Raw genomic sequence first — 24378 nt, 5'->3', positions numbered from 1 at the left:
TGTCCCAAGGATTATTAGCTTTTCAACCCGTTCATCATAAACTTATAATAGATATACATTGAGCTAAGGGAGTTTTAGTATGTGGCGATTCGGTATTTTAACGTTTTTAACAATTGTTTTAGCTGGTTGTTCTTTCATTACAATTGATGACCCACAGCCGAAAGAGGAAGAGCAAAATGAACCATACGCTGAACCGGAGCAATTGATAAATGAAACGCCAAAAATTGAAATAAGCGAAGTAGAGGAAGGTTCCATAGAAGAGCAGACAAATTTACAAGGATTTATTGAAGCTGTTTTACATTTAGATTGGAGAACAAGGAAAAATAGTGACGCAGAGCCGATTCAATATATGGCATTTGGTGATTCACTGACAAGGGGAATCGGTGATGAGAGTAAACAGTACGGTTATACAAACCGCTTAGTGGAAGTACTAGAAAGATGGCCTGCCATTACAGAGGTAGAGCTCGATAATCGTGGGAAAAATGGACGCCGCAGCGACCAATTGTTGAAGCTGTTAGAAAGCGGACATTACGATGAAGAGTTACCGTATGTAGATTTTATGACGATGACGCTCGGTGGAAATGATATAATGAAAATTGTAAAAGCTGATTTATTTTCACTGAATAAGGAAATGTTTGATAAAGAGCTTATTTCGTTCGAAGCGCGTTATCGTAACATAGTAGCAGAAATTCGCGCAAGAAATAGTGATGCACCACTACTATTGATAGGGTTTTATAACCCCGTTTCGATTATAACGGATGAATATACGCCGTTTGAAACCATTATTGATGAGTGGAATGATGTGATAGCACAAATCGCAACGGAGGATGTAAACGCATGCTTCGTGCCAATTAGCGACTTATTTGAGACAAATGAGGGCATGGTATATCACACGGATTTCTTCCATCCGAATGCAAGTGGTTATGAACAGATGACGGGAAGAATTATTGACTATATGAAACTGTGTGATATAGAGCAAATGTCAGCAGGTCGTATTGGCATTGAGGAGTGAGAGTATTGAACGTGTGGAAAGTGGCCTTTTTTACGTTGGCCGGCGCGGTAATTTTATCAATTGCCGCTATCTTTTATTTAGCGACATCACCTGCAGAGGACGTTGAAAAACCAGAACCAGCACAAACTGAGGGGAATGTTATTACTGTACAAACAACAGCACAAGAATTTGAGTCCATTACGAAGCAGTATTTAGGGGAGGCGTTAAATAAATCGCCGTTACCCGTTGAAATCGAAGTGAACACTCAAATTCAAGTTTTTAGTACATTAACAGTCTTTTCTGTCGATGTGCCGATTGTCATGGACTTTGAACCCATTGTAGAAGAGGGGAACATCGTCTTAAAACAAACGGCTGTCAATGTAGGGAAGCTAAATATCCCACCGCAAACTGTGTTAAAATTAATGAAAGACGCTGTTGATTTCCCATCGTGGATTACAATTATCCCAAATGATGAGGAAATTTTCGTCGATTTATCTCGTATTAATATCGCTTCTGGTTCGCGTGTGCGAGCAAAGGAAATCGACTTGAAAAAGGATCATATCGTGTTAGAAGTCATTGTTCCATCAGAATAGGAGGTATGAAGGTGGCAGTAGCAACTTTTGCAGGTGGCTGTTTTTGGTGTATGGTCAAGCCGTTCGATGAGCAGCCAGGTATTGAAAGTGTAATCTCAGGCTATACAGGCGGACATGTGGAACAGCCAACATATCAACAAGTGTGTAGCGAAACAACAGGTCATTTAGAGGCAGTACAAATTACATTTGACCCTGAAATATATTCGTATGAAAAGTTAGTACGATTGTATTTTACATTGATCGACCCAACAGATGCGGGTGGTCAATTTTATGATCGAGGGGAATCGTATACGACAGCGATTTTCTACCACGATGAGGAACAAAAGGAAATCGCAACGCGTGTAAAAGAAGAGCTTAATACATCAGGAAAATTCGCGCAACCGATTGCAGTAAAAATTCGTGAGGCAAAGCCATTTTACCGTGCTGAGGAATATCATCAGTATTATTATAAGAAAAATCCAGCTCATTATAACCGCTACTCGGTCGGTTCAGGGCGTGTGGCATTTATTGAAAGGTATTGGGGGAATTCACATGAATAAAGAACAACGCTTAAAAGAGCTAACAGAAATGCAGTATTATGTGACACAAGAAAATGGCACAGAACCACCATTCCGCAATGAATACGACAAGCATTTTGAAGACGGCATTTATGTCGATATCGTATCCGGCAAACCATTATTTAGCTCAAAGGATAAATTCGATTCAGGATGTGGATGGCCAGCGTTTGCAAAACCGATGGATGCACCTGAAGTTACCGAACACTTTGATACGTCTTTTGGGATGCGCCGCGTAGAGGTGCGCAGTAAAACAGCGGACTCTCACTTAGGGCATGTTTTCCCAGACGGCCCGAAAGAGTTAGGTGGCTTACGTTACTGCATTAACTCAGCTGCACTCCGCTTCGTCCCAGCAAACCGCTTAGAAGAAGAGGGGTACGGGGAATATACATCATTATTTGAAAGCGCTTCTGAATAAGGGGCGTTTTTTCGTGTTGTGTAATGTATCGGAATGTTTTGATAAGAGGGATGCAACATGTATAGATTATATATGTGGTTAACTATATCAATCAGCTTAAAATTGTCGATGGTGAACGGTTAAAAAACATTTATTTTTAGCTGAAGTACAAGCAAATGAGAAGATAAGTTTACAACATGGAGGCTGATTTAGTAGATTGAATGTATGCTTTACAAAAGTGAGTAACATGTACATTTGCGTCAAGAGCAAATACTGTTGGTGAAATATTATAAAACAAAAAGTGAGGTAGCGTATGAAATCTTTTTATCATTATGTATTAACATATCGCGGCGCGCGGGATGACAAAGGGCGCTTTGCAGAGGCCGTGTTTCATGATTCGATCTTTCCAAAAACGGCAACGGACTTCAATGAATTAAGTGCCTATATCGAAATGCAAGCGAACGCAGATTTAGCAACTTCTGTATTTGATGAATTGTGGGATACATATGCAACAAAGTATGGTTTATAAGCGTAAATTGACAAACTACTCTAACATTTCCTTGCAAGACGTCTAACCTTGCATCTATAAAGAAAACACAGTATGATAATGGTGACAAATAACTGAAATGAGGGATTATGATATGAGTATCCATATTGCGGCAAAACAAGGTGACATCGCTGACATCGTATTATTACCAGGGGATCCACTACGTGCGAAATTTATCGCAGAAACATTTTTAGAAGATGTAACTTGTTACAATGAAGTGCGCAACATGTTAGGTTTTACAGGTACATATAAAGGAAAACGCGTATCTGTACAAGGAACAGGGATGGGCGTACCATCGATTTCTATTTATGTAACAGAGTTGATGCAAGAATATGGCGTACAAAAATTAATCCGTGTTGGTACGTGCGGTGCGATTCAAAAAGACGTGAAAGTACGTGATGTCATCCTAGCGCAAGCAGCTTCAACAGATTCACGTATGAACCAAATCATTTGGGGCGGCGGCATTGACTTCGCGCCAACAGCGAACTTTGATTTATTATACAAAGCATACAACAAAGCGACAGAAGCTGATCTAAACGTAAAAGTAGGTAACATTTTCACAGCCGATATGTTCTACTCAGATGAAGAACAAAATGAAAAGCTTGCTAAATACGGTGTATTAGCAGTCGAAATGGAATCGGCAGCACTTTATACATTAGCAGCGAAATTTGGCCGTCAAGCATTATCCATCTTAACTGTATCTGACCACATCTTAACAGGCGAAGCTACTTCATCTGAAGAACGTCAAACGACATTCTTAGATATGATGCGTATCGCATTAGATGCAGCGGTTCAAGAGTAAGCGTATCAAGGGTTTTACAACTTACGAATAACGGCGAGTGACCAAAAGTGACCAAATCAACTAGATGAGGTGGCTAAAAGGTCACTCGCTTTTTCTTTAATAGAAGGTTTTTGAGGATGTTGGCAACCGAATAAACTAATAGATAGAAATAAACCAATGGATAGCAGCATAATATGTCTCAACTCTCTGTTCGCCCTTGTTAACACACATACTTCTTTACTACATAAATAGAAGTTATAAATAAAATAATTAGTATACATACAGCCACAAGGGGAGCGTTATTAAAACCACTGCCGCCTAATGTAATACAAATGGCCCCTAAAATTATTTGACTGCCACCTAAATATTGAGCAACCTTTTCTTTGTCCTTTACGTTTTTGTTTTTTATAAATGACACGAGCTCAATTCGTTCTTGAACACCAATTACATACCCAAAGAAGAGTAGGATAACGCCGATTATGATTAAATCTATACTCACTTTTTATTCACCTGCCCGAAAATGTTGATCTCCACGACATGACAATTTAAGATTGATTATAAAATTAAAGTTATAGTGATATAGCGTTGTGTGGAGCTTGTGACTGTTTGTTCCAAGGGTGACAGAAGGTATTTCTTTCATCTGCAAATAAGAAAAAATAGATTGTAATACAAAAGTCCGTAATGGTGTTTACTTGTAAAAATAAGTATATCTTTAGTTACTTGTTATCCGTGTCGATCATGATACTGTAAGAAATATTAAGTTGATAGCTAACCCATGCTTTAAAAATTTCCTCTATTTCTTTATTAACAGTTTCAATAGCTGTATTTTCGTCGAGCCCTAATTGTTCAAAAGTGAATGTTTCTTCTATTCTATCTTCATATTTAGTATCTACCGAAAAAGTAACTGTTCTACTCATGGAATGATTCTCCTATTTTTGCTGAATAACAATCGTTAAGAAATTTTAGAAATTAAAATCTTCCTATATAATCCGTTCATCATAACAGATGTATCTTGTTCCACAATTACAGCTTTGTTCTGTTCAGAAAGTAATTTTTCAAAACTCCGCCCAATGTCCGTTCCGAGTACACGAATAAGCGGTCGTAAAAATCTTTGTGTTAATGGCATTTTTGTATTTTTAGGCGCAAATTTATCAAATATAATGATTTTTCCATGGGGTTTTAACACTCTAATCATCTCTTGAAATGTTTTACTGTCATCAGGTACAACAGATAGTACTAAACTGGCTACAACATAATCAAAGGCTTCGTTTTCGAAAGTTAAACTTTGAGCATCCATTTCTAAAAAATTGATGGTAGAATTTTCAAATTTTTCCTTTGCCTTATTGAGCATGGCGGATGAATAATCAATGGCAGTGACATCTAAATTAGAGTAATTAATGATCTCTAAGTCCGCCCCTGTGCCTACACCAATAAACAAGATTTTTTGATTGTCCTTGAATGAGATAGATTGAAATACTTTTTTTCGAGCTTTTAAAAATACACCTGAATTAAAAAACATATCGTAAATAGGCGAAGCGATTTTATAAATGAATTTATTCCATGTATGATTCAAAATTTTCACCTCTTATGTAGGCAACAACTATGTGCCACTGTTTTACCATTAATGTTAAGATGTATTATTTCTAAAATAACGGGAAGTCTCTATTTGTATAAAAATTGTAACATAATGGAATTGTAAGAGGAATGGTAAATGTGTGATCGATTGGATTAAACGTTATAACAATAAATAAGAGCGTATCTATACAGAGGATGATAGGGGGCACTAATTACCGATTTCAAAAGCAATTGATCTATTGCAGCGGAATCGTCTCATTCCTTGCATTTTGGTTAAAAAATAAACGTTTTTATTCAAAATCAAGTGCGCTACGAAGAGTTACTGTGTTAAAAAAGAGAGAAATGTACTAAAACGAAATCTTACGGGAGAGAGAAAAATCCCCCTTTTTGAACAGGAAATGAATATAATTAAGCTTTTTTAGACAATGTTACCGTATATCAAAATGAATCGGCACACGTCTTTAGGATGTAGTCATCTGTGAAAAATAATAAATTTCTATTTATCGTGATCGCAATAAAAGGTGATGTGCCATTTTTTCAAGAAAAAGAATCACACGCTCACTTCAAAAAAGCGACTAAATCTCAATTGGTCGTTTTTGATATACAACTTAATTGTAGATAAGTGCCGTTTAGGTAAATAGACCTGATTTGACATATATTTTAAAATAAGTTGTATCTCATTTTCGCTATGTGACACAATCGAGGTATGAAAATGATCCATGCTAATTGTTAGCAGTAAAATAATTGCTTTTGTTTGCAATCTAAAGCGAAGTCATTTTTAGTGATAGTGAAGATTGCATGGAGATGTAGCGATTCGAGATGAGACGTTTATCATCAAAGGTGTTTCGTTCGCACCGATGTTTAAATCAACGATACATAATATCCGACACTAATAAACGTTTTTTTCATTTTTCTGCGAAACTTTATAAAAAAGTTAACGTCTTTCCTTTTCGGAAGGCATGCAAACTGTTAATATGTTATATAGCATGCAATGCAAGTTAGAGAGTGGTGAAATTCAATGGATGAACAAAAACGAGAGGAAGAAATAAAGGAGCAACCAGTAAAGCCAGCGGGGAAATTTTTACGTATAAAGCCGTTTGCACTGATCATGCTAATCTTCCTAACAATTTTATTAACAGCAGGTTTAACAATTTTAGCTCTTACATTTGGCGACAAGAAAGTGGTAGAAGTAAAAGAACCTGTTGAACGAGCGGAATTTACAAGATTATACGATGCGTTTGATGAATTAAAAGATAATTATTATGTTGAGATTGATGAAGAAGCAGTTATCTCAGGTGCGATTAATGGCATGTTTGACGCACTAGATGATCCATATACAGATTACATGAATACAACTGAAGCAAGTCATTTTAACGAAGGTTTATCTTCAAGCTTCCAAGGCATTGGAGCAGAAATTCAAGAACGTAACGGCTATATTGTCGTCGTATCGCCAATTAAAAATTCACCGGCGGAAAAAGCGGGACTTTTACCGCAAGATATTATTTTATCTGTTGATGGCGAAAGTATTCAAGGAATGACAGCGACGGAAGCGGTGTTGTTAATTCGTGGTGAAAAAGGAACACCCGTGACATTAACAGTACAGCGCGGTGAAGCAGAGCCAATGGAAATGACCATTGTGCGTGATGATATTCCGATTGAAACAGTTTACGGTGAAATCGATGACGATAAAATGGCTCATATTCAAATTACATCATTTAGCGAGCAAACATATGACGAGCTTGTAGCCATTTTAGACGAATTACAAGCACAAGGTATGGAAGGGATTGTGTTGGATGTACGCCAAAATCCAGGTGGCTATTTAACAGCAGCGATTGATATTGCGAGTCTATTCCTAGAAGAAGGTCAACCAATTATACAAGTGCAAGGTCGTGCTGGTGAGCCGGAAGTATTTAAAGCGGAAGGCGGCAAAAAATTCACACAACCTATTACCGTGTTAATTGATGAAGGAAGTGCCTCTGCCTCTGAAATTTTAGCGGCAGCACTACATGAATCAGGCAATGCTGAGGTCATTGGTGTGAACTCGTTCGGTAAAGGAACGGTACAAACAGTCAGCTACTTAAAAGACGGTTCTAACTTAAAGTTCACAACAGGTAAATGGTTAACACCAAAAGGGAACTGGATCAATGAAAAAGGGGTAACACCTACGATTGAAGTACAGTACCCAAGTTATGCATCCTTATCCTATGTTGACCCGGCAACTGAATTGTCTTCAGGTATGAATAATAAAATGATTGAAGCAGCAGAAGGTATGTTAGAAGCTTTAGGTTATAATCCTGGTGAAGTAGACGGGAAATTTGATGCGAATACAGCAAGTGCAGTAAAAGCGTTCCAAAAAGCACAAGAGCTAGAACGAACAGGTGCTTTAGTTGGAGACACGACATATGCACTAATGGATGCATTACGTGACAAAATTAAACAAGAAGATCCAATGGTATTAAAAGCAAAAAACGTGCTATTAGGAACTGAAGAAGCACAAGCTGAATAATGGTAAAGGAGCCATCTGAAAAGGCATTTTTAGAAGGCTCCGTTGTGACCATTGCAGGAGCAATAGTTCTTAGTAGATATTAATTAAAAAATGAGGGGGATGTCAGGAAAGTTTTCGCTTTTCTGGACAGCCCTTTTTCTATAGAGGAAGTGTTTACATTGAAAGACGTATATTTATTTAGTGGTTTTTTAGGTAGCGGAAAAACATCTATGTTAACGGATGTCATTCGTCAATTAAAGGAGCAAGGGTTAAAACCAGCTGTCATCATGAATGAGCTAGGGAAATTGAATTTTGACTCACAAGCAGTGGAAGAGGATGTGCCTTTAAAAGAAATGTTAGAGGGCTGTATTTGTTGCTCAGGGGCAGAAAAAACAGAAGCACAAATTCAATCGCTCTTACATGATGCCCAGTTTGATGTACTAATCATTGAAACAACAGGCGCAGCCCATCCTGTAGAAGCGTTAGATGCCGTATATTCACCGCTCTTTGCCAATCAGTTGAATATTAAAGGCATTGTGACGGTCGCTGATAGCAAGCTGTGGTTAAATCGTACAACGTTATCCCCACAAGCGCGGTCGCTATTTCTAGAGCAAATCCGCCATGCACACTTATTACTCGCGAATAAGATGGATTTGCTGACAGAAGCCGAGCAAGCGCAAGTGGTATATGAGCTACAAAGCTTTAACCCGAATGCGTTTATTTTGCAAACAACGAATGGCAAAGTACCATTTTCATTGTTACAAAATATGCAATCGACTGTACGGACGGATAAAAGTGACATCATCTCTGCAAAAATTGGAAAAAGCTTTAATTTAAGCTCGCGTTTAGTGGAATTTACCGAAAGCTTTACACAAGAGCAGTTTGAAGAGTGGGTACGTAGCTTGCCGCAATCTGTGTACCGTATGAAAGGGTATGTACCGATTCAAGGGATTAAAAATCCGATGTTATTCCAATATGCTTACGGCATGGTGCAGTGGCTACCTGAGTACATTAAAATGCCGGCAAGCCTTGTGATCATTGGTGAAAATATAAAAGACGTAGCGATCATTGGAACGGAAAGTTAGAATCATTGTATGAAGGCATATCAATCGGAAAACTTCATCTGTGTCATGTGTTGTAGCGAGGGCAATTATTGTCCTCGCTTTTTCAGTCAAACATATAAATTTTTATTTTGTTAGAACCATACTGTAATGACCGTTAATCGGTATTAATACATTGTAAATGGTTTGTTGGAGCTGCATATTATGCTACAATTGTCGTTGTGATTAAAAACTTCATAACATATAATTAGTATTAGTTATAATATATAATCCAAAAAATATTATGCATACTCGTAATGAGCAAAAATACATCCTAAAAATACCATTAGGGCAATAAAAGATAGTAAGCTAAAGTGGTATCGTAGCCTCCGCGCTTTGCCACAGCCTACACAGGAGCTAAAACAGGCGCGGCCTGTTTGGATCTCCTGCTCCTGCTCCTGACGCTTACGCTTTCGTCGCAAAGAAAAATCTTGGCTCCTGTGGCGATGGCGCGCTACGGCAAAAGTGAATACTTCTCTAGATACTAGAAAAACATTTCTATTATCTAAAAGAAATGTTTTCTTTCCATTTGCACGTATAATTCGCCTAGCTTTTACTGTAAGCAATGAGGATTGCCCATTATTTTTGAGCAACCGATTATTGTATTGAACACTAGTTGCTTGTAGCGGAGGCACGAAACTCCTACGGGAAAAGCGAGACAATCAAGACCCCGCAGGAGCGAAGGATGAGCGACGAGGAGGCTTGATCTCGCCCGTGGAAAGCGAGTGCCGCAGCGGAAAGCAACGGTTACAGGAATGGTAATATATGTTTTGATATTTGCTCATTATGAGATGCATATAAACCATAACCTAAAATAACCGAATTTTACGCAATGTATATTTTCGTTCAGCCAAACATATTAAACGAAATAGAAATGCCGACATAACATCTGCTTAATAAAGATGTGTGTCTTTTATGATGAAATAATTAATGGATTTGTGGAAAGAATAGGAGAATGTTTGTGAAAGATAAATCAATTATTTTAACTGGTGGAGGGACAGCGGGGCATGTTTCTTTAAACGAAGCCATCATACCGACCTTGTTGCAGGAGGGGTATAAAGTACATTATATTGGCTCACAGGATGGAATTGAAAAGGAGCTAATTAAAAATGCCTTTCCTGAAGTACCTTATCATGAAATTTCGAGTGGGAAGCTAAGACGTTATTTTTCAATGAAAAACTTTACAGATCCATTTCGCGTGTTAGCAGGGGTTGCGCAAGCTTTTTCGGTGATGCGAAAAGTAAAACCGACCGTTGTATTTTCAAAAGGGGGATTTGTCTCAGTTCCGGTCGTAATTGCGGCTAAGTTAGCTAATGTCCCAGTCGTTGTCCATGAGTCAGATGTAACACCTGGATTAGCGAATAAATTGGCACTTCCATTTGCATCACATATTTTTACTGTCTTTAAAGAAACGATGCAGCATTTACCAAACGATAAGGCAACATGCACAGGCTCGATTATTCGCCAACAGCTATTAGAAGGCTCGAAGGCAAAAGGGTTAGCACTATGTCGATTTGATAAATCTAAAAAGGTGCTACTCGTGATGGGGGGCAGTTTAGGCTCTGTAGTCTTAAACGAAGCGTTACGTGACAATTTACAAGCGTTATTAAAGGACTTTCAGATTATTCATTTATGTGGTAAAGGAAATGTAGATGAAACGTTACTAGAAGTCCCAGGGTATAAACAGTTTGATTATGTAACGGATGAGTTACCACATTTACTATATGCAGCTGATTTTGTCGTTTCTCGGGCAGGCTCCAACTCCATTTTTGAGTTTTTAGTATTGCGTAAGCCGATGTTACTCATTCCGCTATCAGCAGCCAAAAGTCGTGGGGATCAGATTTTAAATGCGCGGATTTTTAAAAAACAAGGCTTTGCACATGTATTAGAAGAAGAAGCACTAACAAAAGACAGCTTTATGAGGTCAATTGAAGACTTGATTCGAGATGAAACTCAAATGATTGATAAAATGCTTGATGCAGAGCCGCCAAAAACACCTGGTGAAATGGTGACATTGATTACTCAATATGAAAAATAAATGATCGGGATGTTTGATTTTTCATTCAAACATGGAAGTTTCAGTGAATCGTGCGTGTGCATTTTGAAAAAACTTTATCATGTTTTACAGAAAAAGAGCAATCTTATGTCAAAATGGAATGTACATAAGATTGCTCTACTCGTATAAAATGTGTTGTGCATTCAGAATGCCTCTTTTGTACAACACTTGGTATTTTCACATTGCTTGTTCTTCTTCTTCTGCACGCTCATGCGCAGTTGTTAAATAGAATAAGTCTTTCGTAATTTTAAATAAACTATATTTTAATTCACCTGCATTAATTTCTTCATATAATGCTGGGTGACATTCACGGGCACAGAGAACATACGGGAGTTTTAATGCGGCAGCTTTGGAACGCTCATTTTCTTGGCGGATGCGGAGGAAGACAGTATGGAAGTTATAGTTATAAAATAACTCCGTTAGGAACAAATATTTTGCTTTTTGATTATAGCCTTTTCCTTGATAGGGCTTACCTATCCATGTACCAAGAAAGCCGGCCCCGTCCTGCACATCAAAAATGCTGATTGTTCCGATTGGTTGCCCCCAATCATCCGTAATTGTGCGGGAAATGGTTTTCCCTTGTTGTTCTTCTTCGATTAATTGTTTGGTCATAAACAAGTATTCCTCAGCAGAAGTTGCTTTTTGACGAACATAAGGAAATACAGCAGGGTGTGAAAGTAAATTGTATAGCTCTGTTGTTTCATGAAGATCTCGCTGTTTTAACATGCAAAACGCCTCCTTTTTAGGATAGTGTAGCCTAGGGTCAGGCAATGATTTCGAACTTGATTCCAACCTAAAAGAAATAGACGTCGAACTATCGTTTTACCGTTAGTTTCCCCTCTATCTTGCTTATGAAAACACAATATCGAAATAGTATTTTGTGCTTTCAGTTTACAACAGAAATATTACCTAATGCAATATAATAGCTCGTAAAAGAGTAAATTTTATATAAATTGTGAATTTGATTCTGAATTATGTGAAAATGATGTGTAACTTTTATTGAATGAAGTTCTATTAAACGATAATATAATTATATATAGTGTGGAGGAGATAGATATGGATATTACTTTACTAAAGGTACATGGTTCGGGTAATACTTTTTATCTGTATGAAACGGGTGATGAGAACGAGTTCGACTGGTCAACACTTGTCAGCTGGTTATGTCATAAAGAGAATGAAGATGGGGCAGATGGACTGCTCATTGTTTGCCCTTCTCGTATAGCAGATGCTAAAATGCGTGTCATCAATGCAGATGGATCTGAAGCATCGATGTGTGGTAATGGTTTACGCTGTGTCGCTCGTTACGTGTGTGAAAAATTAGGTGTAGACGAAGCGGTCATTGAAACAATGAAAGCGAACTTACGTGTAAAAAAAGAGCAACCGTTGTTTAAGCAGTTACCAACATATTCAGTAGAAATTTCCCCTGTATCATTTGCGCTATCCTCATTACCAATGTGGTATAAAGACCAAGATGTGATCATGAATGAAGTAATTGAAGAGTTTTCACCAACGATTCAATTTACAGCTGTATCTGTACCGAATCCACATTTAATCGGGATTGTAGGAGATTATTATATTAAGCATAAGTCTCACCATTTTCTATTGGCACAATACTTAAATTCGGAAAATGAGTTTTGTTATGATGGGGTCAATGTAAGCTATGTGTATCCGATGACATCGGACAGTATTTTTGTTCGGACATATGAGCGTGGTGTAGGGTTTACAAATGCATGTGGGACAGCCATGACAGCATCGGCACTAGTCGCTACATTACATGGTATTGTTGAATCTACTACTGTCACAGTGTATAATCCAGGCGGCTTTGTAAAATGTATCATTCAAAAGCAAAATGATCGCTATGATTTGTTATTAATTGGGAATGCTACGGTCAAATCAATTTACAAACTAGAGATAATAGGGAATAATTTAAAATGGTTACAGGCTCAATCTACTAATGAACAAGTGGAATATGAAGAATGTATCCATTTTGTAGAGCAACAAACGAAACCATTTTTCAATTAAGTATAAAGAGGTAGGTGTAATGATGAGCCAATCATTACTTTCGGAAAAACAATTCAATATGTTATTCAACAAAAGTAAGGACTTTGTATTTTTGTGCAAAAAATTAGGCAATGATTACACCTATATTTATACAAATCCAGTCGCTAGAAGTATTTTTAATGAAGAGGTTATTGGTAAAAAGCTAACAGAAGTACGGTCTATCGAGCTGACTAATTTAATAGTGAAATATTATAATTTGGCGCTGGAGTTAAATGAGCAACAAAGTTTTCAAGATTATATCACTTTTGAATCGGAAGTACGGAAATATGAAACGACAGTCCTTCCGATTATTCATCAGGAACAGCAATATATATTAGCGATTACAAAAGAGATTGCTTTTGAAAGAGATTTACAAGACAAGTATTTATTTATGCGTAACATCTTTTTTAAAACGCTTTTGTCAACAATATTAGTGTCCAAAGATTTGAAATTACTAGAGGCAAATTCAGCCTTTATTCAAACATTTAACATTGATATGCAAATCATGCGTGGTAAACGTTTTTTAGATTTGAATTTCATTGATCAAGACACAATGGAGGAGCTACAGCAATACCTAGTCGAAGCTCAACACGGTGGCATGTTTGCCACAAAATTAGTGCACTTTATCGATAGAGAAGGTGTAAAAAGAAGTTTTACAGCCACATTTTCCCCATTAAGGCAGGAAAATGAAGTGGTAGCCGTGTTCATCATTTTACAAGATATTACAAAGTATTTTGAGCAGGAGCAAATGTTACACCAAACATCCCACATTTTAGAAACATTTAAACGGGCAATGGATTCAGCAGCCGATATATCCATCACAGATATAAACGGAAAAATTGTAGATGTGAATGAGCGATTTTTAAAGCAAACGGGTTATACACGAGAAGAGATTATCGGTAATACACATCAAATCGTGAATTCTCGTTATCATCCGCCTGAATTTTTCCACAATCTTTGGGCCACGATTCGGAGTGGGAATGTATGGCATGGAGAAATTTGCAACCATGATAAGTACGGTGTCACGTATTGGAACGAAACGACCATCATTCCGTTAAATGATCTAGAGGGTAATATTACGCAATATTTAGGCATTCACTTTAATGTTTCGGAAAAGAAGCGTGTTATGACGCAACTGCGCAATATTGAGCGTACATTCCGCGTTATTACGGAAAACACAAATGATTTAATCATCATCACGGATGAAGACGGTATTATAAGTTATGCATCGCCTTCATATGTGCGCTTACTTGGTTACGAAGAAGAAAAATTACTTGGTAAGTTTTATGCGCAACTATTGGCCGAGGAGAGTGTCTCAAAATGGCAAACCGTTCTTGAAGGGTTTCATGACAATACACGTGAACAAAAGGTAGAGCTGAAATTACAGGGGAAACACGGAGAACTGTTTTGGACAGAAGGGCATTATAAGGTTGTCTATAGTAACGATTACAATGGAATGAATCAGCTGATTATGCTTTCTCGAGAAATTACAGAGCGTAAAAAGCGCGAAAGTATTTTAATGTTTATGGCGTACCATGATAGTTTAACAAATTTACCGAATCGTCGTTATTTGGATAAGGAATTCCCACACCTACTCGAAAAAGCGGAGTCAAAATATGAATCGATTGCGATTGTGTATATTGACGGGGATAATTTTAAAGAAATAAACGATTGTTATGGGCATGATGTAGGAGATCAATTTATTTGTCAGTTTAGTCATGCTTTAGTAAAAAGTGTGTCGCTTGATAATTTAGTCGTTCGTGTAGGCGGAGATGAATTTGTGGTGATCCTAACGAACTTATCTAGAAATAAAGAGATACGGACAGAACAAGTTCAAACTTTTATCGAGCGCGTTCGCATGCATCTTCACGAAGGATGGGCGATAGGTGAGCACTATTTCCAAACTACAGCGTCGATGGGCGTCGCATTTTATCCAGATCACGGTGAAAAGTTGGAAAAGCTAGTGGACTTAGCCGACCAAGCTTTATGTGAATCCAAATCAAACCAAAAAAATAGCTACAAAATTTATGATTAGATTTTGTATGGAAGGGGGATGTATGAAAAGCTCAAGCTTTCCAAACATCCCTTTTTGCATATCAAAAGGGTTCCTGTGTAGGCTGTGGCAAAGCGCGGAGGCTATGATACCCCTTTCGTTCAATAGCTCTTAATATTCACCGTGTACTTTTTATTAAGAGTATAGGTTCAATATCAAAATATGTTCTTGATTAAAAAAGAGAGGGCTCTAAAAGTACATGGAGTGAAGGGCGGCGACTCCAGCGGGAAAAGCGAGAAAGTCGAGACCCCGCAGGAGCGAAGAATGAGCGACGAGGAGGCTCGACCTCGCCCGCGGAAAGCGTCCGCCCGTAACGGAATGTACGGTCAAGTACAGGTTTTGGTAAAGAGTCAGAGTATATAAATTGAATTTTTTATCAAAAGGAAGAAGTGTTATGAAAAAAATATTAATTGTAGAAGATGAAAAGAGTATTGCACGTTTTTTAGAACTAGAACTGCAGCATGAACAGTTTGAGGTGACGGTTTGTCATAATGGAAGGAATGGATTAGAAACGGCTTTAAACGGAAATTATGAGTGTATCTTATTGGATGTCATGTTGCCAGGGCTGAACGGGATTGAAGTGTGTCGTCGTATTCGGAAAGAGTCTGATGTCCCAATCATTTTATTAACAGCACGTGATGCGGTACTAGACCGGGTTGCAGGACTGGATGCAGGAGCAGATGATTATATTGTAAAGCCGTTTGCGATTGAAGAGTTATTAGCCCGTATTCGCACAATTTTTAGACGCATACAGCCGAAAGTAGAGAACGATCAAAAATTAATTATTCGGGACTTATGTATTGACACGACTGCTTATGAAGTCGTTTTTGAAGGGCAGAAGCTTGAACTGACGCGAACGGAGTATGATTTGTTAAAACTACTTGTAGAACAAAAAAATAAAGTATGTACACGAGAACTTATTTTAGAACATGTATGGGGATATGAAACAGAAGTTGAAACGAATGTCGTGGATGTTTATATTCGGCATTTGCGAGCTAAACTGAAAACGGAAAAGACCCCATATATTGAAACCGTTCGTGGAGTAGGGTATGTGATGCGTGAATGAACATAAAGGATCGGTTAAAGCACCAGTCTTTAAAAACAAAATGGATGTTAACAACAGGAGTGGCGATTTTAATTTCATATGCTGCCATTTGTATCGTTATTTTCATTGCACTACATACGTGGTTATTAGCCAATGAAGAAAAAAATGCACTTCGGACAGTAGATGATATGTCATCGTTTTTTGCTTCACAAGGTGTAACTGTTACAATACAGGATCTTCAAAGACAAACCGGGTTAATGAAGGCGATTTTAAATCAAGATCAAACTGTACGTTTATATCAGCTCGATGGAAAGGAACTATTACAAATTAATAATACGTCCCCTGCTGCGAATTTAGCTATTTTCTTTTCATCGTCAACTGAAACGATGATCGATGAAACGACGTTAGATGGGCGAGATGTTTACGTCATGCATCGACTTGTGCACATTGGACCGATACAATATGTGCTACAACTTGTACATCCATTAACAGCGTTTCAATCCATCATGAGGTATATAGTCACAACGATGCTCATGATGGGGATAGGGGCAGTATTGTTAGCGGCGATTATTAGTTATTATGCATCCAATGTGCTCATTAGGCCACTGCGCCAGCTACGTAATTCGATGATAGCTGTGAAGGAGCAAGGTTTTGAAACACAGGTTGATTTTGAGTATGATGCGAAAGACGAAATAGGCGATTTACTCAGGATTTATGAATCGATGCTCCATGAGTTGAAAATTTCGTTTAACAGGCAACAGCAATTTATATCGAATGCGTCGCACGAGCTAAGAACCCCTATTCAATCGATGGAAGGGCATTTATCGTTAATGAAACGCTGGGGAAAAAATGACCCTGACGTATTAGAGGAGTCACTCGATACAACATTAAATGAATTGGCACGTATGAAACAGATTATGGAAGAACTGCTTCAGCTTGCTCGAAAGGAATCAATAGCAGAAAATGCTAGTACAGATGTAGAAGCTGTCGTTCGGCAAGTATCGACAGAATTGCAGTTTATTTATGAAGAAGTAATGTTTGATACAAGTGTTGTAGGACAGCCTAAGCATGCAGCGATATCGAATGAGGCATTGTTACAAATTATACGAAACCTATATGAGAATAGTATTCGGTATAATGAAAATGTACCCTATATTAAAACAATGATTCATTATGAAAACGATCGTGTTTATATTGAAATTTCTGATAATGGCATTGGCATTGCGGAAGAACATCTGCCCTATATATTTGATCGCTTTTACCGTGTGGATGATGCGCGCGTGCATGTAGAAGGTAGTACAGGGCTAGGTTTGAGTATTACAAAAATGCTGATTGATAAGTATGGAGGAGAAATTGAAGTGCATAGTCAAATGGGAAAAGGTACCGTATTTTTATTGCGCTTAACCATAAAAATGTAACAAATTGTACAAATTTTTTTTGTTTTTGTATTGTTCGCGAAAAAAATTGCTTATTTTGCTAAAAAGAGTTGTATTTTTTGTGAAGAGTAGTAAGATTGAGATGGAAAAAACGTTCTTGTGTGCAAAGTATTATGAATAATTTTATAATGGCACATAGAATGGTAAAATATTATACAGATTTATTTTAATTAATAAATGGAACTGCCGATAAGGCACAAGTTGGAGGTAATTTTTCATGTCGAACAATGTATACTCTGCAGGTTCCCCTTGGTCAGCATTTGCTGGTCCAAACTTAGGTTATGTTTTAGAGCAATATGACCTATACCTGCAGTCTCCTGAAGAAGTAGAGGCAGAATTAGTCGCGCTATTCCAAAGTTATGGTGCACCACAAGTAGAAGGTGTTGATGTAGCTGTTCAAGCAACTAGTGTAGCACAAGGTGACTATCGTAAAGTATTAGCAGCAGTACGCTTAGCTGATGCGATTCGTAGTTATGGGCATTTAGCAGCAGATCTTTACCCATTAAAAGACCGCAAACTAGATACTTCTCGTATTGATGAAAGCGCATACGGGTTATCAGCAGCTGATTTAGCTGAAATCCCAGCGAGTGTTTTCTTTAAAGAAGTACCTGCTGGTGTGAAAAACGGGAAAGAGGCTATCGACTTCTTAAAGTCTGTATATACAGATAAAATTGCATTTGAATACAATCAAGTATCAAATGATGAAGAGCGTGCTTGGATTCAGTCACAAATCGAATCAGGTGCATTAAAGGCAGCACTTTCAAATGATGAGAAAAAAGCGATTCTTGAACGTTTAACACGTGTTGAAAACTTTGAAAAGTTTATTCATAAAACATTTGTAGGCCAAAAACGCTTCTCTGGAGAAGGTTTAGATACACAAATTATCTTATTAGACGAAATTTTAAAAACAGTCGAACAAGACAAGTTAGAAAATGTTCGTATCGGTATGGCACACCGTGGTCGTTTAAATGTATTAACACACATTTTAAACAAACCATACGACATGATGTTCTCTGATTTTGCGCACGTTTCAAATGATTTATTCTTACCAGAAGATGGTCGTTTAGAAATTACAAAAGGTTGGACAGGGGACGTAAAATACCATATGGGTGCATCTTACACTCGTGACTCTGGTATGAATGTGAAATTAGCTTACAACCCATCACACTTAGAAGTAGCAGCACCAGTAGTATTAGGTACAACTCGTGCAGCTCAAGATGATACAACAAAACCAGGGGCAGTGGAGTTCAAACCACAAAAAGCTTTAGGTATTATTATCCATGGTGACGCTGCATTCCCAGGACAAGGGATTGTAACAGAAACATTAAACTTTGCGAAAACAGAAGGGTTCACTACTGGTGGTACAGTTCACATTATCGCAAACAACATGATTGGTTTCACGACAGAACATTATGATTCACGTTCTTCTGTGTATTCTTCTGACCCTGCAAAAGGCTATGAAGTACCAGTCGTTCATGTGAACGCAGATGCACCAGAAGCAGTAGCACAAGTAGGTCGCTTCGCTGCCGCGTACCGTCAAAAGTTCGGGAAAGATATCGTAGTTGATTTAATTGGTTATCGCCGTTACGGTCACAACGAAACAGATGACCCAACAGTAACAAACCCAGATACTTACAAATTAGTAGCGAAACATGATGTAATCCGTGTATTATACGGTACGGAGCTTGCGAACGCAGGTTTAGTAACGACGGATGAGATTCAAGCATTAGATGCGAAAATTTATGCGGAAATGCAAGCTGCTTATGATCATGTAAAAGCAATGGCTGAAAAAGACGAGCATGCTCATCTTGAAATGCCGGAAGAAGTGAAAGTTTCATTCCCTCAAATCGATACAGCGGTTGGTGTAGAGCGTTTAGAGAAAATTAATGAAGAATTACTTCAATTTGAAGCAGGTTTTGAGCCACAAAACAAGCTTGGTAAAATTTTAGAAAAACGCCGTGAAGCTTTCGCGACAGAAAAAATCGATTGGGGTCATGCGGAAACATTAGCATTTGCGACAATTATCCAAGATGGTCACCCAGTTCGCTTTACTGGTCAAGACGCACAGCGTGGTACGTTCTCACAACGTCACTTAGTATTACACGATAAAAACAATGGTCAGTTATTTACACCATTGCACCATATTTCAGGTGCGAACGCATCCTTTACAGTGCACAACTCACCGCTTACTGAAGCTGGTGTTGTAGGCTTTGAATATGGATATAACCTTGAAAACCCTAACGTATTATCGATTTGGGAAGCACAATTTGGTGACTTTGCAAACATGGCACAAGTAATGTTTGATAACTTTATTTCAGCTGCTCGCTCGAAATGGGGTCAAAAATCAGGGTTAGTGATGCTATTACCACACGGATATGAAGGGCAAGGTCCTGAGCACTCTTCAAGCCGTATGGAGCGTTTCTTACAGTTATCAGCTGAGAACAACTGGTTCGTAGTAGATTGCTCTAATGCAGCAAACTACTATCACTTATTACGTCGCCAAGCTACAATGCTAGGCACGGAAGGTGTACGCCCATTAGTTGTTGTTTCACCAAAATCTTTACTTCGTCATCCACTTGCAGCAGCGTCAGCTGAAGAGTTAGCAAATGGCAAATTCCGCGAAGTAATCGAACAACCAACAACGGGTAAAAATGTAGAAGCAGTTGAAAAAATCTTACTTGCTACTGGTAAAGTAACGATTGACCTTGCAGATCGCGTAAAAGATGGTGAAGGCTTCGACCACTTACACATCGTACGTGTAGAACAGCTTTACCCATTCCCAGCGGATCAAGTGAAAGAAATCATTGCTCGTTATCCAAATGCAAAAGAAATCGTATGGGTACAAGAAGAGCCGAAGAACCAAGGTTCTTGGAACTATGTGCTGGAACATTTATATGAATTAGCTGAAGGTAAAAAAGTTCGTTATGTAGGTCGTCCTGCAATGAGCTCAACTTCTGAAGGCGATGCAGATTCACATAAAACAGCTCAAGCTGCATTAGTAGCGGAAGCTGTATCAAAATAATATAATAAATTTTGTGAATAATGGGCTACTTCCCGAAGTAGCCCGACCATTTGCTTTATACTAAAACAGCAAATGGTATATCAAAGGAGGATATTAAAGTGGCTGAAATCAAAGTCCCTGAACTAGCAGAATCTATTACAGAAGGTACAATTGCCCAGTGGGTGAAAAAAGTTGGAGATCGCGTAGAAAAAGGCGAATTCATCGTAGAATTAGAAACAGATAAAGTAAACGCTGAAATCATCTCTGAAGAAGCAGGGGTATTAAAACAAATTTTAGCTGAAGAAGGCGATACAGTACTTGTAGGTCAAGTAATCGCAGTAGTAGAAGCAGGCGAAGGTGCAGCACCAGCACCAGAAGCACCAGTAGCTGAAGCAGCACCGGCACCAGAAGCACCAAAAGCGGCAGCACCAGCACCAACACCAGTTGTGGAAGAAACTTCAGGTGAGCGCGTAGTAGCTTCTCCAGCAGCTCGTAAATTAGCGCGTGAAAAAGGCATCGATTTAGCTGCTATCTCACCAGTAGATCCACAAGGACGTGTACGTGTACAAGACGTAGCAGCACATGGCACTGCACCAGTGGCTTCTGTAGCAGCAGCACCAGTGGCAACAACAGGTCCAGTGATTTTCACACCTGCAGCTGAGACAGACCGTGTAACAATTGAGAAAATGTCTCGTCGTCGTCAAACAATCGCAAAACGTTTATTAGAAGTGAAACAATCAACAGCGATGTTAACGACTTTCAACGAAATCGACATGACAAACATCATGGCATTACGTAAACGTAAACAAGAGCAATTCGTAAAAGATAACGACATCAAACTTGGTTTCATGTCATTCTTCACAAAAGCGGTTGTAGCAGCACTTAAGAAATATCCTTATGTAAATGCACAAATCGTTGGTGACGAAATTCACTTAAATAACTTCTTTGATATCGGTGTAGCTGTATCAACGGAAGAAGGTTTAGTAGTACCAGTTGTACGCGATGCAAATGCGAAAAACTTCGCGCAAATCGAAAAAGATATCGCAGAGTTAGCAGGAAAAGCACGTGACAAAAAATTAGGCTTAAACGACATGGCTGGTGGTTCATTTACAATCACTAACGGTGGTGTATTCGGTTCATTAATGTCAACACCAATCATGAACGGTACACAAGCTGGTATCCTTGGTATGCACTCAATCGTAAACCGTCCAGTAGCTGTAAACGGTGAAGTTCAAATCCGTCCAATGATGTACGTGGCACTTTCTTATGACCACCGTATCATCGATGGTAAAGATTCTGTAGGCTTCTTAAAAACAGTTAAAGAGTTAATTGAGAACCCAGAAGATTTATTATTAAATTCATAATAAATACAATGAAAGCCTCTAACAAATTTTGTTAGAGGCTTTTTGTATTTTGATATCGTATCATCAGATTGAAAAATAAATGAGAATAATGCAATTTGTTATATTGGTGGTTCATCACCGTAACTTGGGGTTGATTTCCGTTCCAAATTCATTTGCGACGAAAGCGGAGCGTCAGGAGCAGCTGGGCGCTTTCCGGGGGGCGTCCGATGAGCCGCTTCCCTCGCTACGCTCAGTCCAGGGTCTCATCTAGGACGCTAATCCCCCAGGAAAATAATCTGTTCCGCAGTGAAGGGAACAGATTATTTCTGCATCGAAAGGCGTAGCCGTCAGATGCACTCGCCCAGCTTCCACTCCAATCAATAAACACTTTATTTCATCAATTCGTAATGAACAAAAAATACAAAAATAGTAAAAAGTATTGAATAGAATAAGCATTGTGACCTTTATACTTCACCACAGTACGTTTCCGTTGTGAAGTAAAGCTTGGCTTCTATGACAATAGTACGCTATAGCAAAAAATGAATACTTCTTCATCATAATCTGTGTTCCACCTATAGCAAACAATTTATGTAGAAGTAGGTAGCACATGGAACGGAGAGCGGTGACTCCAGCGGGAATTGCATGAGCTGAAGGCCCCGCAGGCAATTTATTTGCGCCTAAGCGTGCGCGACAGGAGCAGTGAGGGACGATAAAAGAGCGAAGGCTAAAATCGTCACGTCCTGTGCCAACGCCTTCGTGACCAACATCGTGTTGGCCCGAGGAGACTGAAGCCATGCCCGCGGAAAGCATCCGCTCGGAGTGGAGTGTGCCATGTATATAAGGCAACCCCGACTTTTGATGATGAACCATATTGGTGAAGACGATTATTCAATTAACCGTATAGTTATATAAGCAGTGAAAAGAGGAAGTAGCGCAGTTGGTCATACAGAATTGTGAGCTAATCATATATTTTTATGTATTAGTCGAGATTATCGAGACATTAGTCCTGTTATAAGATTTTACTGAGATGTGAATCAAACACTTGAATTAAATGGAAATATACGTAAAATTAAGCGTTTTTGAGTATATTTATTCATGTGTCAGAAAAATGAATATTGACACAAAAATTAGAATGTTGTAATATTCTATTATCAATTTAATAATCAAACCTCACAATCTCGTGAGGTAGAGGCGCGGTATTTATTAGTTTTTCATAGAGTTTAGAGCGAACGATGAAATGAAAGAGAAGGAAATATCGCCGAAGTGTGTTTGTAGGCTCACTACGATACACTGGGTTTGCAATGAATAATTGCAGGACTGTCTTGTTTGATTCTTCCCGTTCATTCAAGGTGTGCTATCTCAATATGGGAAACTAGAGGATATGGGCTAATAATAATTAAGCGACCTTACGTTCTTCTAAGGTCGCTTTATTTATTGCCTAAACTATCAGAAAAAGGAGAGAATTGTATGAAAAAGAAGCTAGTAGTACTAATGGCTGCAATGATGACTATGTTAGTTCTTGCAGCATGTGGATCTGATGACGGTAAAACAGGCTCATCGTCAGACACGAATGAAAAAGAAGAAAGCAATGTATTACGTATTGGAATGGAAGCGGGCTATGCACCATTTAACTGGACTCAAATGGATGATTCGAACGGTGCAGTGAAAATTGATGGTTCAAACGAATATGCAGGCGGTTATGATATAGAAATCGCTAAAAAGGTAGCCGCAGAGCTTGGAAAAGAGTTAGTCATTGTGAAAACGGAGTGGGATGGTTTAGTACCAGCACTTCAATCAGGTGTAGTAGATGCGATTATTGCAGGCATGAGTCCAACAACAGAGCGTAAAGAGTCAATTGATTTCACAGAAAACTACTATACTTCTGATTTTGTTATGGTAGTAAAAAAGGGTGGCGCTTATGAAAAGGCTAAAACATTAGCTGATTTTACGGGAGCAAAAATTACAGCACAATTAAATACAACAAACTACGATGTAATCGACCAAATTCCAGGCGTGAAAAAAGAAGTAGCGATGGATAATTTCCCGGCAATGCGTGTAGCAGTTGAAACAGGTGTAGTTGATGGTTATGTAGCAGAGCGTCCAGAAGCAATTTCTGCCGCAGCAGCAAATAGCAACTTCACTTATACGGAACTGGAAGAAGGCTTTGAAGTGTCTGAAGAGCAAGTATCAGTAGCAATCGGAGTTCGTAAAGGTGATTCAAACAAAGATAAAATGAACGAAATTTTAACAGGCATCTCAGAAGAGGAACGCCAAACATTAATGGAAGCAGCGATTGCAAATCAACCAGCACAACAATAATAAATGCAACTAGCCGCACAAATTTTGGCGGCTAGTTTATTTAAAAGACAGTGATACGGCTG

General features: G+C 38.5%; 20 protein-coding genes and 1 riboswitch. Of the genes, 16 read left to right on the top strand and 4 right to left on the bottom strand.

The window, feature by feature from the left end; genetic code table 11:
- Window positions 1-79 precede the first annotated feature (79 nt).
- The 6 genes from AAGS61_RS08265 (at window position 80) to deoD (ending at window position 3884) form a co-directional block, all read left to right on the top strand.
- Window positions 80-1012 (top strand): GDSL-type esterase/lipase family protein, encoded by a 933-nt coding sequence (locus AAGS61_RS08265; protein WP_391369952.1) that lies wholly within the window; start codon window positions 80-82, stop codon window positions 1010-1012.
- A gap of 11 nt (window positions 1013-1023) precedes the next feature.
- The gene (locus AAGS61_RS08260; protein WP_391370363.1) at window positions 1024-1584 is read left to right on the top strand and encodes a YpmS family protein; all 561 of its coding nucleotides are present in this window, start codon (window positions 1024-1026) and stop codon (window positions 1582-1584) included.
- Between the two features lie 5 nt (window positions 1585-1589).
- A complete protein-coding gene (gene msrA, locus AAGS61_RS08255) occupies window positions 1590-2123 on the top strand; it encodes a peptide-methionine (S)-S-oxide reductase MsrA (RefSeq protein ID WP_391369949.1) in 534 nt (177 codons plus the stop codon).
- Window positions 2116-2556 carry a peptide-methionine (R)-S-oxide reductase MsrB gene (msrB, locus tag AAGS61_RS08250; RefSeq protein ID WP_391369946.1) on the top strand — a complete coding sequence of 147 codons (441 nt, stop codon included), beginning with the start codon at window positions 2116-2118 and terminating at the stop codon, window positions 2554-2556. Before msrA ends, msrB begins: the two co-directional genes overlap by 8 nt.
- Before the next feature lie 292 nt (window positions 2557-2848).
- On the top strand, window positions 2849-3064 hold the full coding sequence (locus AAGS61_RS08245; protein WP_391369943.1) for a YozE family protein: 216 nt from the start codon (window positions 2849-2851) through the stop codon (window positions 3062-3064).
- A 112-nt stretch (window positions 3065-3176) separates the two neighbouring features.
- A complete protein-coding gene (gene deoD / locus AAGS61_RS08240; protein WP_391369940.1) occupies window positions 3177-3884 on the top strand; it encodes a purine-nucleoside phosphorylase in 708 nt (235 codons plus the stop codon).
- A gap of 199 nt (window positions 3885-4083) precedes the next feature.
- Here deoD and AAGS61_RS08235 read toward each other — a convergent pair whose 3' ends face one another.
- The 3 genes from AAGS61_RS08235 to AAGS61_RS08225 form a co-directional block, all read right to left on the bottom strand.
- Window positions 4084-4362, bottom strand: a complete 279-nt coding sequence (locus AAGS61_RS08235; RefSeq protein WP_391369937.1) for a hypothetical protein — start codon at window positions 4360-4362, stop codon at window positions 4084-4086.
- 217 nt (window positions 4363-4579) lie between these two features.
- Window positions 4580-4780, bottom strand: a complete 201-nt coding sequence (locus AAGS61_RS08230) for a hypothetical protein (protein WP_391369935.1) — start codon at window positions 4778-4780, stop codon at window positions 4580-4582.
- 35 nt (window positions 4781-4815) lie between these two features.
- Window positions 4816-5436 (bottom strand): class I SAM-dependent methyltransferase, encoded by a 621-nt coding sequence (locus tag AAGS61_RS08225; protein ID WP_391369932.1) that lies wholly within the window; start codon window positions 5434-5436, stop codon window positions 4816-4818.
- Window positions 5437-6456: 1020 nt separating this feature from the next.
- On the opposite strand from AAGS61_RS08225, the gene AAGS61_RS08220 reads away from it, so the two are divergent.
- The 3 genes from AAGS61_RS08220 to AAGS61_RS08210 all read left to right on the top strand — a co-directional run bounded on the left by AAGS61_RS08220 (window position 6457) and on the right by AAGS61_RS08210 (window position 11061).
- Window positions 6457-7944, top strand: coding sequence for a S41 family peptidase (locus AAGS61_RS08220; RefSeq protein ID WP_391369930.1), 1488 nt, complete (start codon window positions 6457-6459; stop codon window positions 7942-7944).
- Between the two features lie 158 nt (window positions 7945-8102).
- Entirely contained in the window at window positions 8103-9008 is a 906-nt protein-coding gene (locus AAGS61_RS08215; protein WP_391369927.1) for a CobW family GTP-binding protein, read from the top strand.
- A 976-nt stretch (window positions 9009-9984) separates the two neighbouring features.
- Entirely contained in the window at window positions 9985-11061 is a 1077-nt protein-coding gene (locus AAGS61_RS08210; protein ID WP_391369924.1) for an undecaprenyldiphospho-muramoylpentapeptide beta-N-acetylglucosaminyltransferase, read from the top strand.
- Window positions 11062-11256: 195 nt separating this feature from the next.
- On the opposite strand, the gene AAGS61_RS08205 is transcribed toward AAGS61_RS08210, so the two are convergent.
- Window positions 11257-11805, bottom strand: coding sequence for a GNAT family N-acetyltransferase (locus AAGS61_RS08205; RefSeq protein WP_391369921.1), 549 nt, complete (start codon window positions 11803-11805; stop codon window positions 11257-11259).
- Window positions 11806-12135: 330 nt separating this feature from the next.
- Between AAGS61_RS08205 and dapF the strand changes: the two genes are divergently transcribed.
- The 7 genes from dapF (at window position 12136) to AAGS61_RS08170 (ending at window position 24316) form a co-directional block, all read left to right on the top strand.
- Entirely contained in the window at window positions 12136-13101 is a 966-nt protein-coding gene (gene dapF, locus AAGS61_RS08200) for a diaminopimelate epimerase (RefSeq protein ID WP_391369918.1), read from the top strand.
- Between the two features lie 19 nt (window positions 13102-13120).
- Complete coding sequence (locus AAGS61_RS08195; protein WP_391369915.1) at window positions 13121-15154, top strand: PAS domain S-box protein; 2034 nt, start codon at window positions 13121-13123, stop codon at window positions 15152-15154.
- Window positions 15155-15566: 412 nt separating this feature from the next.
- The gene (locus tag AAGS61_RS08190; RefSeq protein ID WP_391369912.1) at window positions 15567-16238 is read left to right on the top strand and encodes a response regulator transcription factor; all 672 of its coding nucleotides are present in this window, start codon (window positions 15567-15569) and stop codon (window positions 16236-16238) included.
- A complete protein-coding gene (locus tag AAGS61_RS08185) occupies window positions 16235-17635 on the top strand; it encodes a HAMP domain-containing sensor histidine kinase (RefSeq protein WP_391369910.1) in 1401 nt (466 codons plus the stop codon). The genes AAGS61_RS08190 and AAGS61_RS08185 overlap by 4 nt, the downstream gene beginning before the upstream one ends.
- Window positions 17636-17870: 235 nt before the next feature.
- Window positions 17871-20675, top strand: coding sequence for a 2-oxoglutarate dehydrogenase E1 component (locus AAGS61_RS08180; RefSeq protein ID WP_391369907.1), 2805 nt, complete (start codon window positions 17871-17873; stop codon window positions 20673-20675).
- Window positions 20676-20773: 98 nt separating this feature from the next.
- Complete coding sequence (odhB, locus tag AAGS61_RS08175) at window positions 20774-22018, top strand: 2-oxoglutarate dehydrogenase complex dihydrolipoyllysine-residue succinyltransferase (protein ID WP_391369905.1); 1245 nt, start codon at window positions 20774-20776, stop codon at window positions 22016-22018.
- A gap of 1157 nt (window positions 22019-23175) precedes the next feature.
- Window positions 23176-23362: riboswitch (Lysine riboswitch) on the top strand.
- Window positions 23363-23464: 102 nt separating this feature from the next.
- Window positions 23465-24316, top strand: coding sequence for a transporter substrate-binding domain-containing protein (locus AAGS61_RS08170; RefSeq protein WP_391369903.1), 852 nt, complete (start codon window positions 23465-23467; stop codon window positions 24314-24316).
- Window positions 24317-24378 lie beyond the last annotated feature (62 nt).

It is taken from the genome of Lysinibacillus sp. KU-BSD001 (genome assembly GCF_042920265.1).
In the GTDB taxonomy this organism is placed as follows: domain Bacteria; phylum Bacillota; class Bacilli; order Bacillales_A; family Planococcaceae; genus Lysinibacillus_B.
The sequence above is the reverse complement of the archived record's forward strand: the minus strand, read 5'-3'. Positions and strand labels throughout refer to the sequence as shown.